This is a genomic window from Parendozoicomonas verongulae, assembly GCF_009711465.1.
Classification (GTDB): domain Bacteria; phylum Pseudomonadota; class Gammaproteobacteria; order Pseudomonadales; family Endozoicomonadaceae; genus Sansalvadorimonas; species Sansalvadorimonas verongulae.
This window is the reverse complement of sequence record NZ_SMME01000846.1, coordinates 30,982-44,287: the sequence shown is the minus strand read 5'-3', so window position 1 is coordinate 44,287 and position 13,306 is coordinate 30,982. Positions and strand designations below refer to the sequence as shown.

At 51.5% G+C, this 13,306-nt stretch carries 14 protein-coding genes and 2 tRNA genes; 1 reads left to right on the top strand and 15 read right to left on the bottom strand.

The window, feature by feature from the left end; translation table 11 throughout:
- Window positions 1-172: 172 nt before the first annotated feature.
- Window positions 173-249: transfer RNA gene (locus E1189_RS14195), tRNA-Asp, on the bottom strand.
- A 53-nt stretch (window positions 250-302) separates the two neighbouring features.
- Window positions 303-378: transfer RNA gene (locus E1189_RS14190), tRNA-Val, on the bottom strand.
- Window positions 379-633: 255 nt separating this feature from the next.
- On the opposite strand from E1189_RS14190, the gene rdgC reads away from it, so the two are divergent.
- Window positions 634-1,614 (top strand): recombination-associated protein RdgC, encoded by a 981-nt coding sequence (gene rdgC, locus E1189_RS14185; RefSeq protein WP_155160983.1) that lies wholly within the window; start codon window positions 634-636, stop codon window positions 1,612-1,614.
- Window positions 1,615-1,661: 47 nt separating this feature from the next.
- Here rdgC and acpS read toward each other — a convergent pair whose 3' ends face one another.
- The 13 genes from acpS to rpoE all read right to left on the bottom strand — a co-directional run bounded on the left by acpS (window position 1,662) and on the right by rpoE (window position 13,209).
- Window positions 1,662-2,036: a holo-ACP synthase gene (gene acpS, locus E1189_RS14180; RefSeq protein WP_329602046.1), complete on the bottom strand. Its 375-nt coding sequence runs from the start codon at window positions 2,034-2,036 to the stop codon at window positions 1,662-1,664.
- Window positions 2,033-2,791 carry a pyridoxine 5'-phosphate synthase gene (gene pdxJ / locus E1189_RS14175; RefSeq protein WP_155160982.1) on the bottom strand — a complete coding sequence of 253 codons (759 nt, stop codon included), beginning with the start codon at window positions 2,789-2,791 and terminating at the stop codon, window positions 2,033-2,035. The genes acpS and pdxJ overlap by 4 nt, the downstream gene beginning before the upstream one ends.
- Before the next feature lie 87 nt (window positions 2,792-2,878).
- Window positions 2,879-3,607 carry a DNA repair protein RecO gene (gene recO / locus E1189_RS14170; protein WP_155160981.1) on the bottom strand — a complete coding sequence of 243 codons (729 nt, stop codon included), beginning with the start codon at window positions 3,605-3,607 and terminating at the stop codon, window positions 2,879-2,881.
- A gap of 40 nt (window positions 3,608-3,647) precedes the next feature.
- The gene (gene era / locus E1189_RS14165; RefSeq protein WP_155160980.1) at window positions 3,648-4,559 is read right to left on the bottom strand and encodes a GTPase Era; all 912 of its coding nucleotides are present in this window, start codon (window positions 4,557-4,559) and stop codon (window positions 3,648-3,650) included.
- Window positions 4,556-5,242 carry a ribonuclease III gene (gene rnc / locus E1189_RS14160; RefSeq protein ID WP_329602045.1) on the bottom strand — a complete coding sequence of 229 codons (687 nt, stop codon included), beginning with the start codon at window positions 5,240-5,242 and terminating at the stop codon, window positions 4,556-4,558. The genes era and rnc overlap by 4 nt, the downstream gene beginning before the upstream one ends.
- Window positions 5,239-5,613 carry a DUF4845 domain-containing protein gene (locus E1189_RS14155; RefSeq protein ID WP_155160978.1) on the bottom strand — a complete coding sequence of 125 codons (375 nt, stop codon included), beginning with the start codon at window positions 5,611-5,613 and terminating at the stop codon, window positions 5,239-5,241. The genes rnc and E1189_RS14155 overlap by 4 nt, the downstream gene beginning before the upstream one ends.
- Before the next feature lie 105 nt (window positions 5,614-5,718).
- Window positions 5,719-6,555 carry a signal peptidase I gene (gene lepB / locus E1189_RS14150; RefSeq protein WP_155160977.1) on the bottom strand — a complete coding sequence of 279 codons (837 nt, stop codon included), beginning with the start codon at window positions 6,553-6,555 and terminating at the stop codon, window positions 5,719-5,721.
- Window positions 6,556-6,630: 75 nt separating this feature from the next.
- Window positions 6,631-8,430: a translation elongation factor 4 gene (lepA, locus tag E1189_RS14145; protein ID WP_329602044.1), complete on the bottom strand. Its 1,800-nt coding sequence runs from the start codon at window positions 8,428-8,430 to the stop codon at window positions 6,631-6,633.
- A 213-nt stretch (window positions 8,431-8,643) separates the two neighbouring features.
- Window positions 8,644-10,107, bottom strand: coding sequence for a DegQ family serine endoprotease (locus E1189_RS14140; RefSeq protein ID WP_329602043.1), 1,464 nt, complete (start codon window positions 10,105-10,107; stop codon window positions 8,644-8,646).
- Window positions 10,108-10,181: 74 nt separating this feature from the next.
- Window positions 10,182-10,640: a SoxR reducing system RseC family protein gene (locus E1189_RS14135; RefSeq protein ID WP_155160975.1), complete on the bottom strand. Its 459-nt coding sequence runs from the start codon at window positions 10,638-10,640 to the stop codon at window positions 10,182-10,184.
- A gap of 33 nt (window positions 10,641-10,673) precedes the next feature.
- Window positions 10,674-11,750, bottom strand: coding sequence for a MucB/RseB C-terminal domain-containing protein (locus tag E1189_RS14130; protein ID WP_155160974.1), 1,077 nt, complete (start codon window positions 11,748-11,750; stop codon window positions 10,674-10,676).
- A 71-nt stretch (window positions 11,751-11,821) separates the two neighbouring features.
- Window positions 11,822-12,550, bottom strand: coding sequence for a sigma-E factor negative regulatory protein (locus E1189_RS14125; RefSeq protein WP_155160973.1), 729 nt, complete (start codon window positions 12,548-12,550; stop codon window positions 11,822-11,824).
- A 71-nt stretch (window positions 12,551-12,621) separates the two neighbouring features.
- Window positions 12,622-13,209, bottom strand: a complete 588-nt coding sequence (gene rpoE / locus E1189_RS14120; RefSeq protein WP_155160972.1) for an RNA polymerase sigma factor RpoE — start codon at window positions 13,207-13,209, stop codon at window positions 12,622-12,624.
- Window positions 13,210-13,306 lie beyond the last annotated feature (97 nt).

Here is a 13,306-nt window from a genome sequence, read left to right as displayed (position 1 = left end):
ATGCTCTCCCAGCTGAGCTAATCACCCAAACTCGAAAGACTTAAGAAAAGCCAATCGGGATGCGCATTATACAAAAAACAAAGCGCTTTACCAGATCACCCTTTCAGCGGATGATCCAGCTAATCCTCACAACCAACACTTATTTATCACTGAAGAAAAACAGCATAATAAATGGCGGACCGGACGGGACTCGAACCCGCGACCTCCGGCGTGACAGGCCGGCATTCTAACCAACTGAACTACCGGTCCGCATATTCGCAATTTCACGTATTTGCTTAACAAGCCTGTAAAATCGCTAAAATTGGTGGGTGATGACGGGATCGAACCGCCGACCCTCTGCTTGTAAGGCAGATGCTCTCCCAGCTGAGCTAATCACCCTTGTCGTTTCAGCAGAGCCGCTTATTTGCGTGATCTGCCGTGTGAAGACGGCGCGCATTATAAGCAGCATTCTGCATGATGTGCAATAGGAATACCCCTGTTATTTCCGCAACTTATATAGGGTATGCATGTCAGACGGTGCTTTGCCGCTGTCGTCTGACTTAGAGAAACGGTGGTGCTTGGAACGCGACCCTGCCAAACTGGGCAACAACAATGTCATAGCATTCACGAAACACTTTCTGCAGGAGCACCTTTATGTGGTTTAAAAACCTGGTTCTTTACCGTTTCAGCCAAGACACCGACATCACTGCAGAGCTGCTGGAAGAAGGACTGAGTCATCAGCCTTTCCGCCCCTGCGGTAAAACTGAGTTGTCCTCCTACGGCTGGATATCCCCCGTACCTGGTGGCGATACACTGGTTCATCAGAGCGGCAGTTTCCTGAGTCTGTCAGCAAAAAAGGAAGAGCGCATTCTTCCCGCCAGTGTTGTCAAAGATGCCGTGAATCAAAAGGTAGAACACATTGAAGCTGAGCAGGGCCGAAAAGTTTTCAAAAAGGAAAAAGACCAGATTAAAGACGAAACCACCCTCGATCTGCTGCCTCGGGCATTTACCCGCTCCAACATCACCCGTGCTTATATAGATACACGGGGTGGATGGCTGATTGTGGATGCCAGCAGCTTCCGCAAAGCCGAAGAACTCACCAGCACTCTGCGCAGCTCTCTGGGCTCCCTGCCCGTTGTACCACCCGCCCTGAAACAGTCCCCCGCAGCTACTATGACCCAATGGCTGGAACAGCACGCCGCCACCCTGCCCAGTTCCATGACACTGGGAGACGAGTGCGAACTGAAAGACCTGGGAGAAGATGGCGGAACCATTCGCTGCAAGCACCATGATGTGCTGGCGGATGAAATAATTAACCACCTGAACACCGGCATGCAGGTGAGCAAGCTCGCTATCCACTGGAATGAAGCACTGTCCTGTATCGTAGGTGACGACTTCCTGATTCGTCGAGTGAAGTTCACCGACACCCTGCAGGAACAATCAGAAGCTCTGAATGCTGAAGATGAGGCCAGCCGCTACGATGCGGACTTTACCCTGATGGCAGGCACTCTGGGTGAATTTCTAAAAGAGCTGATCACGGTGATGGGGGGGGAAGAAGAGAAAGAAGCCGCTGGTTGGGAAACCAAAGCCACAGTGACCGTTGAAGAAGGCGTCGAGGAAGACGCGCCCTTTTAATTATTTCCATTACTGAGCCCTCCCCCGAATAAACAAGAGGGAGGACGTTACACCTCCAGCACTACAAAAGCCTGCGCATAATCAGTCTCATCGGAGAGACTGATATGCACGCGGGTGATACCCTTCTGTTTTTGCAGTTCAAGAGCCGGCCCTTTCAAAGCAAGTACCGGAGCACCGGACTCCAGATTACTCACTTCCAGATCCTGGAATGAGACTTTCCCAATACCCGTTCCCAAAGCCTTGGAGGCAGCCTCTTTTGCAGCAAAGCGGCTGGCGAGGTAGAGCGCAGATCGATTTCTGCGCTCAAAGATCAGATATTCGCTCTCTGTCAGAATGCGGCGGGCAAAACGCTCACCGGAGCGAGCCAGCGCCTTTTCGATTCTGGCAACAGAGGTAATATCTGTTCCGATACCCGCAATCACTGGGCAACCTGCTGATTACGGGCGGCATCCAGCATCAGAGTGCGCATTTCACGGACAGCCTCTGGCAGGCCAGTAAACATCGCACGCCCCATAATGGCATGACCAATATTCAACTCGCGGATGCCGGGAATGGCAGCAACAGGCTCTACGTTCTGGTAGTTCAGGCCATGACCGGCATTCACAATCAGACCTTCCTCAATACCCAGCGCTACGCCGTCACGGATACGCTGCAGTTCGGCGTTGCGCTCTTCATCGCTTTCCGCATCCGCATAACCACCGGTGTGCAGCTCAACAAAAGGTGCACCACAGCGAGCGGAGGCTTTGATCTGCTCCGGGTCCGCATCAATAAACAGGGACACTTTCACACCCACAGCCGCCATTCGCTCGCAGGCCGCACGGATGCGGCCTTCCTGACCAGCTACATCCAGCCCACCTTCCGTAGTCAACTCTTCTCGTTTCTCTGGTACCAGGCAAACGTGAGAAGGCTTCACCTCTTCGGCGATAGCGAGCATTTCCTCAGTCACCGCCATTTCCAGATTCATGCGGGTTTGCAGCAGATCTTTCAGGCGATACACATCGTGATCCTGAATATGGCGGCGATCTTCGCGCAGGTGCAGAGTAATACCGTCGGCGCCCGCCTCTTCTGCATCAAGTGCAGCTTTTACAGGGTCGGGATAGTTGGTGCCTCGTGCCTGGCGCAGGGTGGCAATGTGATCAATATTTACGCCGAGGAGGATTCTGTTAATGGGGATCATGGTTTACTCGTCTTTAATTCGTACTACAGACACACAAAATATCGTATTAACCCCCACCGTACACGCAAAGCATCGGTAAGGCGCAAGCTATTTAAACTGCCGAAACAGCTCACGGCTCTGTAACGGCTTCTCCCCCAGCAAGGGTTGGATTGCCATTCGCATCAAACGTTTCAATTCCGGCAAGGATTCTTCGGAAACCTGCCCATCCGCCAGCTCAAGCAGTGTTTTTCCAGAAAAGCAGTTAAATACCGGGCCAGCCGGAGGTTTTCCCAACGGCCAGAAACCATTTTCAGGATCATAACGGTAGCTGGCATCAGGACTCATAACGCCACCAGAGCCTGCCGCAAAACCCAGTGGCAAACCATAACCCAGACAATCCAGAAGCTGCTTTTCAAACAGACGCAGAACAGATTCAAGGGAGGTATCGCTGGCAAGATGCTCCAGAAGCCACTGATATAGCTCAGGAACGCCATCCACGGGCTGCCATGGCTGCAGCAGCCGCTGGAGCAACTCGTTGGCATAGAGGCCGCTGAACAGCCTCTGGCCGGTCAGTGCATGCACCCGCTGCTGTTCAAGGGCTTTCAAGTTTTTTAATTCGGTTTTTCCAGACCACCCCACAAGCAGTTCCGCAAAAGGCTGCAGAAGTTGCCCTCGGCGGGGTTTGCCACGTTTGCTGGCCGAACCTCTGGCACCGTTGGCAACCACAGAGACTTTGCCATGATCCCAGGTGAGCAGGTCTACCAGCAGGCTGGTTTCTTTAAAAGGGCGGGTATGCAGAACCCAGACAGGTTGAAGATCAACGGAACGCGCCAGCACGTTTCACTCCCTGTGTGAGTTCTGCCATAGATAGGACCAATCAGGCGAGGTCGTTGTAGCCAAGGCTGGCCAGTGCACGCTCGTCGTCAGACCAGCCGCTGCGCACCTTAACCCACAGGTTCAGCATCACCTTGCTGTCGAACAGCTTTTCCATGTCCAGGCGAGCATCCCGGCCAATAGTCTTGAGGCGGGAGCCTTTATCACCGATCACGATTTTCTTCTGCCCTTGACGTTCGACCAACAGCAGGGCTCCGATATGGAGAACACCTTCTACATCCTTGAACTCTTCGATCTCAACGGTGATCTGGTATGGCAGCTCATCACCCAGCTGACGCATCACCTTCTCACGCACCAGCTCAGCGGCGAGGAAGCGGGAGCTGCGGTCAGTGATCTGGTCATCGCCAAAGAAGTGCACACTTTCAGGCAGGAAGCCGTGAACCAGACGCTCCAGACGATCTACGTTATGACCGTTCTTGGCAGCCATTGGTACAATGTGGGCGAAGTCCATCTTACGAGACAGGCTATCCAGCCAGGGGATCAAGTCTTCCTTCTCGTTCAGACGATCAACCTTGTTGACCACCAGAATCACCGGTGCACGGGCGTTCTTGATCTTCTCAAGAACCATTTCGTCTTCTTCTGTCCAACGCAGGCGATCAACCAGAAAAACAATGACATCCACATCAGCCAGAGACGATGTAGCAGCTCGGTTCATGTAGCGGTTAATAGCTTTTTCTGCACCCAGGTGCATACCTGGGGTATCCACATAAATTGCCTGCACATCCCCTTCGGTTTTGATGCCGTGGATCTGGTGGCGGGTGGTTTGCGGCTTACGAGAGGTAATGCTCAGCTTCTGGCCGAGAATACGGTTCAGCAGAGTGGACTTTCCAACATTAGGGCGACCGATGATGGCCACATAACCACAACGTCCCTGAGAAACTGCCTGTTCAATCATGCTTCCACCTCTACACCCAGAGAGATCAGTGCTTTCAGGGCTGATTGCTGTTCCGCAATACGACGACTGCTTCCTTTACCTTCACTATCGGCAAGGCCTTCGACATGGCAGCACACCCTGAAGGTTTGCGCATGGGCCTTGCCTTCAATGCTGAGAAGCTCGTAGTCGGGCAGCTTTTGCTGACGGGACTGAAGGTGTTCCTGCAGACGTGTTTTTGGATCCTTATTGTGCTGATCCGTAACTGAGAGAGTACTCAGACGAGAGGCGTACCAAGTCTGAACCCGTTCACGGCAGGCATCCATACCAGAATCCAGGTAAATGGCTCCCAGCAGCGCCTCAACAACATCAGCAAGAATGGATTCACGACGGAAACCGCCGCTCTTCAGTTCACCGGAACCGAGTAAAAGAAAATCGCCCAAGCCAAACTCACGGGCCAGTTCGGCCAGTGTCTGACCACGCACCATGCGTGCACGCAGACGACTTAGCTGCCCTTCGCGAGCCTCAGGAAAACGCTGAAACAGGTCTTCAGCAATCAGAAAGTTAACGATGGAGTCTCCAAGGAACTCCAGACGCTCATTATTACGGCCGCCATAGCTGCGGTGAGTTAACGCCAGAACAGCAAGCTCGGGGTCTTTGAAACTATAACCGAGTTTACGTTCCAGCTTGTCTAACGAAGATTTCACTGCTGTTTGATTTTCCAGCTGTTCTCAAAAGTGATGACAATGTCAATGTTGGATATAAGATCAACACGACGTTCGTAGTTTACATCGGCCACAAGAAAGTCTCCTTTCTTGCGCACCTTTATGGCATCCTCGGGAATATCCCGAATACCATTGATAAGAAACCCTTTATTGATCCAGCCTCGGACATCCCTTACACGGGCATCATGAATATCTGACCGATCATCCAGTGAGCTAATAATGGACTTAACGGAATAGTTCTCCAGATAAGCGGGCAAAATTTTGTAAAGCACCATTATTGTGAACACCCCTGCCAGTGTATAGCACAGGAACCCGAAAGCCGAAGCGCCACACTGTGACTGTTTTCCTTTCATAAAACCCTCGTTGTCAGCTGTTTACCTGAACATACAATGATTCCTGCAGAGATGTCACTGGATCAAGACGTACCCAAACCATTGGTCCGGGTACTTAGGGTCAGTTTATTGTACAGGGCCATTGTTACGGAAGTTCGGAATATCCGTCCAGCTGGGCCAGTGCATCCAGATATACACCGCTTTGCCTACAACATTTTCGTCGGGTACAAAGCCCCAGAAGCGGCTGTCGTTACTGCGATCCCGGTTGTCTCCCATCACGAAGTATTTTCCTTCAGGAACAACCCACTCACCTTCTGCACGGCGATTGGGAATCATCATATCTTTGCGGATTTCATGGGTAACACCGCCAATGGTTTCATCATAAATACGATAAACCGGACGACCGCCAAAGCGAGGGTCATAATCGTCCAGGCGTTCTGCTACAAAGCTCTCAGGTACTCGTTCGCCATTCACAGTAAGAGTTTTATTCATGTAGCGAATGGTGTCACCGGGCAAACCAATCACACGCTTAATGAAATTGATATTCGGATTTGCAGGCTCCTTGAATACCATCACATCGCCGCGCTGCGGATCATTTACAGAGAAGATTTTGGTGCCCACAACCGGCAAACGCAGACCATAGGAATGCTTGTTCACCAGGATAAAGTCACCCACCTCCAGGGTTGGCAACATAGAGCCCGATGGGATCTGGAAGGGCTCGTAGAGAAAAGAGCGCAAAACCAGAACCAATAACAGAACAGGAAATACAGATTTGGATGATTCCACCCAGACCGGCTCCCGTTTCAGATCATCGATAGTGGACGTATCCGGTTCGTCCACGCGGCTGCGGTACTGAGACACCGCCAGCCGACGGCGTGGAGCCAGCACCAGCCGATCGGCTAAAGCCACCAGACCAGTGGCAAAAACCAGCACCACCAGGATCAAAGGAAAGTTTAAATCCATCACGTTTCGTTATGCCCTTTTTCTCATACTGACCTGTATTTTCAACAATAACGATACAGGCCAGCAGGATCAGTGTTATTTATCCACTTTCAAAACGGCAAGGAAGGCATCCTGTGGAATCTCCACACGGCCAACCTGCTTCATACGCTTCTTACCAGCTTTCTGCTTTTCCAGCAGTTTACGTTTACGGGAAACGTCACCACCGTAGCATTTCGCGGTTACATTCTTACGCAGCGCCTTGACCGTGGTTCTGGCAACAACCTGACCACCCAGAGCGGCCTGAATCGCTACGTCGAACATTTGGCGAGGAATGATTTCCTTCATCTTTGCAGTCAGGTCTCTACCACGACTGTGGGAGTTGTCCTTGTGAAGGATGAGCGCCAGAGCATCTACCTTCTCACCGTTGATCAGGATATCCATACGCACCATACGTGCGGCTTCGAAGCGATCAAAACTATAGTCCAAAGATGCAAAACCGCGGCTTACAGATTTCAGGCGATCGAAGAAATCCAGTACCACTTCGCTCATAGGCAAGTCGTAAGTCAGGGATACCTGACCACCGGTGAACTGCATATCCTTCTGAATGCCGCGCTTGTCCACACACAGGGTGATCACGTTACCCAGATAATCCTGTGGTACCAGAATATTCGCCCGCACAATAGGCTCACGAATTTCATCAATACCAGCAGGGTCCGGCAAACGTGACGGGTTATCAACCTCAACCAGATCACCATTTTTCATCAGCACCTGATAAATAACTGTTGGCGCAGTGGTGATCAGATCCAGATCATATTCTCGCTCCAGACGTTCCTGAATAATCTCCATGTGGAGCATGCCCAGGAAGCCACAACGGAAGCCGAAGCCCAGTGCATCACTGGATTCTGGCTCGTAGAACAGAGAGGCATCATTCAGGCTGAGTTTTTCCAGCGCTTCGCGGAAGTTCTCAAAGTCATCTGAGCTGACAGGGAACAGACCGGCGTATACCTGAGGTTTCACAGTCTGGAAACCGGGCAGCGCATCCACATCCTGAGTTTTGGCATGAGTCAGGGTGTCGCCCACCGGTGCACCGTGAATGTCCTTGATGCCAGCGACGACATAACCGACTTCACCCGCCTGCAAAATGCCTGTGGATTCACGCTTAGGTGTGAAGATACCGATATCATCCACCTGATGAACTTCCCTGGTGGACTTCACAAACATCTTGTCACCCTTCTTCAGTACGCCGTTCATTACGCGTACCAGAGAGACAATGCCGAGGTAGTTATCAAACCAGGAGTCGATAATCAGCGCCTGCAGTTCGCCATCGCGATTACCTTCTGGCGCAGGAACAGTGTTGATCAAACGCTCCAGGACATCTTTCACACCCAGACCACTTTTGGCAGAGCACTGAACAGCATCCATGGCATCAATACCAATGATCTCTTCAATCTCCTGAGCAACACGGTCTGGTTCTGCCTGAGGCAGGTCCATCTTGTTCAGAACCGGCATAACTTCCAGGCCCTGTTCAATGGCGGTATAGCAGTTGGCTACGGACTGAGCTTCTACGCCCTGAGCCGCGTCAACCACCAGCAGCGCGCCTTCGCAGGCAGCCAGAGAGCGGGAGACTTCATAGGAAAAGTCCACGTGTCCTGGGGTGTCGATAAAATTCAGCTGATAGGTTTCACCATCATTGGCTTTGTATTCCAGAGTCACACTCTGGGCTTTGATGGTGATACCACGCTCACGCTCAAGCTCCATGGAGTCCAGAACCTGAGCCTGCATTTCACGATCACTGAGACCACCACAATCTTGAATAAAGCGGTCTGCCAGGGTCGATTTACCATGATCGATGTGGGCAATAATGGAAAAGTTACGAATATTTTTCAGGTCACTCACCGTCAGTCACTCAGCGCTTGCTCCATTCGGGCAAGGCAATCTCCGGTTTATTTTCGGGGCGCCAGAGCATAGATAACGGCTCTCCCCTTAACAGACCAACCCGCAGCAAAGCTGCGGGTTGGGTAATGTAAACAGTAATATGATCTGAAGTTTACCGTATTTGCCGGAATGCCGCTATCGGGAGCGCTCGTGACCAGCGCCCCATTGATAGTGTTACTCAGACAAACGGAAGGTAATGAAGCCCGGCACTCCCCTGCGCACCAGGCGCATGGAAATGGTTTTATTCACCGGCAGTTCACGGGTGATGTTCTGATAAGCCTCAGCAGTCACGATTTCCTCATGATTGATATGGGTAATCACATCACCGGCACGCAGACCGTAAGCGCGACCTACTCCATTGCCTACCTCTGTTACCACAACTCCTTTTACAGAGTCTTCCAGACCAAGGCGGGAGCGAACACTGTCGTCCAGATTACTCACAGAGACACCCAGGCGGTTATCCATGCGCACAGCACCTGTGGATGTACGACCTTTCTCATCAGGCAGCTCACCCACTGTGACACTGATAGTCTTTTCCTTGCCACGTCGCATCAGCACGACATCAACCTTTTCACCTACAGGAGCGCGGCCAACGGCAATAGGCAGATCACTGGAGAACTTGATTTCACGTCCATTGAAACGAGTGATAATGTCTCCCGCTTCCAAGCCGGCTTTAGCAGCAGGGCCGTCTTTCAGCACCTGACTCAGCAGAGCACCGTGGGGACGTTTCAGGCCAAAGGACTCTGCCAGATTGCGGTCAATGTCTTGAATCATCACGCCCAGCCAGCCACGACTTACCTGTCCGTTTTTCTTCAGCTGATTGGCAACATCCATCGCGTCATCAATGGGGATCGCAAAAGATAGCCCCATAAAGCCACCAGAACGGGTATAAATCTGTGAGTTAATGCCAATGACCTCACCGTCCATATTCAACAGCGGACCACCGGAATTACCAGGGTTAATAGGCACATCGGTCTGAATGAAGGGTACGTAGCTTTCTGTTGGCAGGCTGCGGTTCAAAGCACTGATAATCCCCTTGGTCACGGAATAGTCAAAGCCGAACGGAGAACCAATGGCAAACACCCACTGGCCAGGTTTGAGTATGTCAGAATCACCGACTTTGACCGCAGGAAGATTCTTTCCTTCCACTTTAAGCAGAGCAAGGTCGGACTTTTTATCCGCACCCACCAGCTTGGCTTTGTATTCGCTGCGGTCGTTCAGACGCACAATAATCTCATCAGCGCCATCTACTACATGATTATTGGTCAGCACATAACCGTCTTTGGAGATGATAAAGCCAGAACCCAGAGACTGTGGCTGAGCTTCACTGCGAGATGGTGGACCACCATTTCCACCACGGTCATCCGGAATCTGAAAACCAAAGTAGCGGCGCAGGATTTCCGGCAGTTCGTCACCGTAAGGGCCGTACATCTGCCCGCGCTCACGGCGGGGTTTGGTCATGGTACTGATATTTACAACAGCCGGAGAGGCCTTCTCCGCCAGTGTCGAGAAATCAGGAAGAGAACTTGCCGCGGCTGGTTTTGCTGCCAGCAACAACATACCAAACAATGCCAGAGCTATAGGGAACAATAATGTTCTGGCTTGTTTTTGCATCAGGTGAAATCCATTTTGAGTCATGAATGTCATTTCCCGTAAGTAAAACGCTATGAGGATTTTTAGAAATTAAGGGTTATGTCTTTCAGCGCTGCGAATCAGGGGTTTTCCGAAGCAGCCAACGGCACATGCCAACGCAATACCTGCGGCTGATATTGCCCTTCGGTTTTTTCGCGAGCTGTCCACCAACGCACGAGACCAAACCCCGACAACAGACCTGTCAGACTGAGCACTATGACGAGAGGTTCTGCCAATTCCAGACCGGCACCAATAACAGCACCAGACAGAAGCAGCAAGAGAGGAAAAAGGTAAACAAGAAGTGAAGCGGAGACTACAGCCTCTTCCGGCAGCGCGATGGTCACTTCATCACCCTCAGCAACCGGATAGCGGTTACTGGCCCGGATATAGGCATGATTGCGGAAAGGTTTGAGACGATTGAGAATTCCCTCACCACAGCTGTTTTTTGCCTGACAGCTGCCGCAGGTGCTTTTTCGAAGAGTTTCTACCCAGACAAAGCCATCATCAACTTTGACTATACGACCACGTTCTTCAATCATGATGTAAAATCTACCAACCCACTCGGTCTTTTATTATTCAGCCGTGCCTTGAGGTTTGACTGATACAGCCACGCGCTCAGCAGTCCCCAGGGGCACTTCACCAATAACTGTGACATTATAATAGGTTTCCCCTCGGCGAAAGATACGGGAAACAGCGGACGTCGCGCCTATCTGCTCAGACGCAGGCCCCAGCACTTTGGATTCATCTTCTTCTACAAAAACAGAGAAAGCAGACAAACCATCACTGTAAAGTACGCTATCCACTTTTTTCTTAGAGACAGGACTGTCAATACGGTTGAACCCCGCAACTTCAAAGCCAGATGGAATCCAGCCTGCATCCCAGACTGTGGGAGCGTCGTCCGCAGGACGCCTGGCATTAGCCGGTGCCTCTTTCTTCACCCAGTTAACGGCACGGGAAGGTGCCAGTTTACCCTTGGGCAACTCTTTCACCAACTCAAAATCAGCATACTGCAGGCGCTCAAGAACAATACCTTTTTCGCCCATCATCTCTGAACGCAGCATAAAGCCGGTTTCCTGGTCCAGCCAGAGGGCGTAAGCGTAACGGTGATGATCCCGCGGCTGAACATCGATGCGCAAAGCTTTTCGCCCAGCCACCCTATCCTCGCCACCAAACAGCAAACGATAAGAGCCGCGAAGATCATTCTGGAAGTTAGCAATACGCTCCACAAGGCCACTCATGCCTTCGGAGTAAAAGCGGTTAATGGCACCGTCAGCACGGATAAAGGCGACCTGATCCCCTTTACGGATTATCTCCTGATAAGGACCATCCTGATAGATTAATCGCTCGTGTTGCACTTTATCAATCGGGCTATGGGCAACCTGAAAGGTCATCAGACCAGCAGCATTCTCATAAATAAAAATACCCTGATAGGTAAGCCTGTCAGGGGCAGATACCATTTTCATTAACCAGTCAGCGGGAGTGGCCAGTGCAGGAACAGTGCGAGTAACGGTCGCCTCATTCTTGGAGTCCGCATGGCTTACCGGAGAAACAAAGAGAAGACTGACACTGAGAGCCGCTACAGCCACCATTACGAAAAGGGGTGAGCATCCAGTCCAGCCGAGTTGTCCTTTACCCATACTCTTACCCATAAACGTCTCTATTCAGCCCATTCACAGTTTATGTGATGGTAATTGCAATTCTTTAAACGCCCGAGAGCTTCTTATTCAGAAGCTCTCGGGGTGATTTCAAAGCTGGCAGCTCGCACGAAAGGCATGATACCACGCCCTTCACTGCCTGTTGTCTGCTCAGCATGCTCCAGCATATAGGCCCGGAACCGGCTCTGGGCGATACGATCTGCGTATACCCGCGCCTGATTCATTTGCTCTGGCGTCATACCGGGCTGGCTGGTACCAAAGCCGGCCTGCAGGCCACGGGCACCAAACATATCAGCCGATGGCAGATTACCGGAAGGTACATTGTGAGCCACCTGCACAGAGTCCTGCACTGTTGCTGGTGCCGTAATCGCTGCCAGCTGGGCAGAACCTGCATCAGCATCATTACGATTGGCCACATTCCAGGTTTGAACCCCTACCACGGTTGCCGCAGCAACGGAGGCTGCCACAGCCAAACGCCCAAGGTTGGCAAACCACCCATGGCGCTGATTATTCGCCGGAGAAGGCATTGCCGGAGCCGCTTCCACTTCTGGAGTTGGTTCATCCGCAATCGCTGCACTGATAGAAGCAGACAGATCTATGCCGGAAAATTGATTCGTTTCGTTGCGAATAGTTTCGCCGATACGCTGATAGCCTAAAGCCGCGTCCTTGAGGTCCCGATCCTCGCCAAGCTGCTCGAGCACACGGTGCATTTCGAGTTCATTGGCTTCACCATCCATCAGCGCGGAGAGAGATTCACGCAGATGCTGTTGGGTCTTTTTGCTGGTATCACTCATAGGACACCTCACTGGTTATTGTCAGTTTCACTCATCCCCCAGCAGCCCCTAAAAAAGGCCAGACAAAATCGTTAGGCGGTGCGGTTGAGCAGAGGTTTAATGACCCTGTCTATCGCTTCCCGCGCCCGGAATATTCGAGAACGCACTGTTCCAACCGGGCAATCCATAACCTGAGCAATCTCTTCATAGCTCAGGCCTTCAAATTCCCTCAGGGTGACTGCCGTTCTTAATTCATCCGGCAGGGTTTTGATCACCCCGAAAATGGCTTTTTCTACCTGATTTTTCTGAAGGTTGTTCTCGGGTGTTTCGAGATCCTTCAGGGGGTATGTATTGTCGTAAGACTCTGCGTCGTAAACATCTACATCCGTATCCGGGGGTCTTCTGCCCTTGGACACCAGGTGATTTTTCGCCGTATTGATTGCGATTCTGTACAGCCATGTATAGAACGCGCTATCGCCACGAAACTGCCCCATAGCCCGGTAAGCCTTGATGAAAGCTTCCTGAGTCACGTCCTGAACTTCTTGAAAGTCGTGGACGTAACTGCCTACAAGACCAAGTATCTTGTGCTGGTATTTAATAACAAGAAGGTCGAATGCACGTTTGTCCCCCTTGCGAACCCGTTCAACCAGCTGCTGATCGGTTTCAGGTGCATCTGCCATATGCTGCTGCCCTCAACGTTTTTGGCCAGTTATCAAGCCTAAGCCAAAAACTATTCTCCCCGATCTAACACAGTAGACAGTAGAGCTAACAAAAAGT

What these genes read in the sequence shown, in the direction of transcription:
- rdgC (WP_155160983.1), top strand. Translation starts at nt 634, where the DNA reads ATGTGGTTTAAAAACCTGGTTCTTTACCGTTTCAGCCAAGACACCGAC.
- era (WP_155160980.1), bottom strand. Translation starts at nt 4,559, where the DNA reads ATGATTGAACAGGCAGTTTCTCAGGGACGTTGTGGTTATGTGGCCATC.
- rpoE (WP_155160972.1), bottom strand. Translation starts at nt 13,209, where the DNA reads ATGGCAGATGCACCTGAAACCGATCAGCAGCTGGTTGAACGGGTTCGC.
- E1189_RS14140 (WP_329602043.1), bottom strand. Translation starts at nt 10,107, where the DNA reads ATGACTCAAAATGGATTTCACCTGATGCAAAAACAAGCCAGAACATTA.
- pdxJ (WP_155160982.1), bottom strand. Translation starts at nt 2,791, where the DNA reads ATGATCCCCATTAACAGAATCCTCCTCGGCGTAAATATTGATCACATT.
- E1189_RS14155 (WP_155160978.1), bottom strand. Translation starts at nt 5,613, where the DNA reads ATGAAAGGAAAACAGTCACAGTGTGGCGCTTCGGCTTTCGGGTTCCTG.
- E1189_RS14125 (WP_155160973.1), bottom strand. Translation starts at nt 12,550, where the DNA reads ATGAGTGATACCAGCAAAAAGACCCAACAGCATCTGCGTGAATCTCTC.
- E1189_RS14135 (WP_155160975.1), bottom strand. Translation starts at nt 10,640, where the DNA reads ATGATTGAAGAACGTGGTCGTATAGTCAAAGTTGATGATGGCTTTGTC.
- lepB (WP_155160977.1), bottom strand. Translation starts at nt 6,555, where the DNA reads ATGGATTTAAACTTTCCTTTGATCCTGGTGGTGCTGGTTTTTGCCACT.
- E1189_RS14130 (WP_155160974.1), bottom strand. Translation starts at nt 11,750, where the DNA reads ATGGGTAAGAGTATGGGTAAAGGACAACTCGGCTGGACTGGATGCTCA.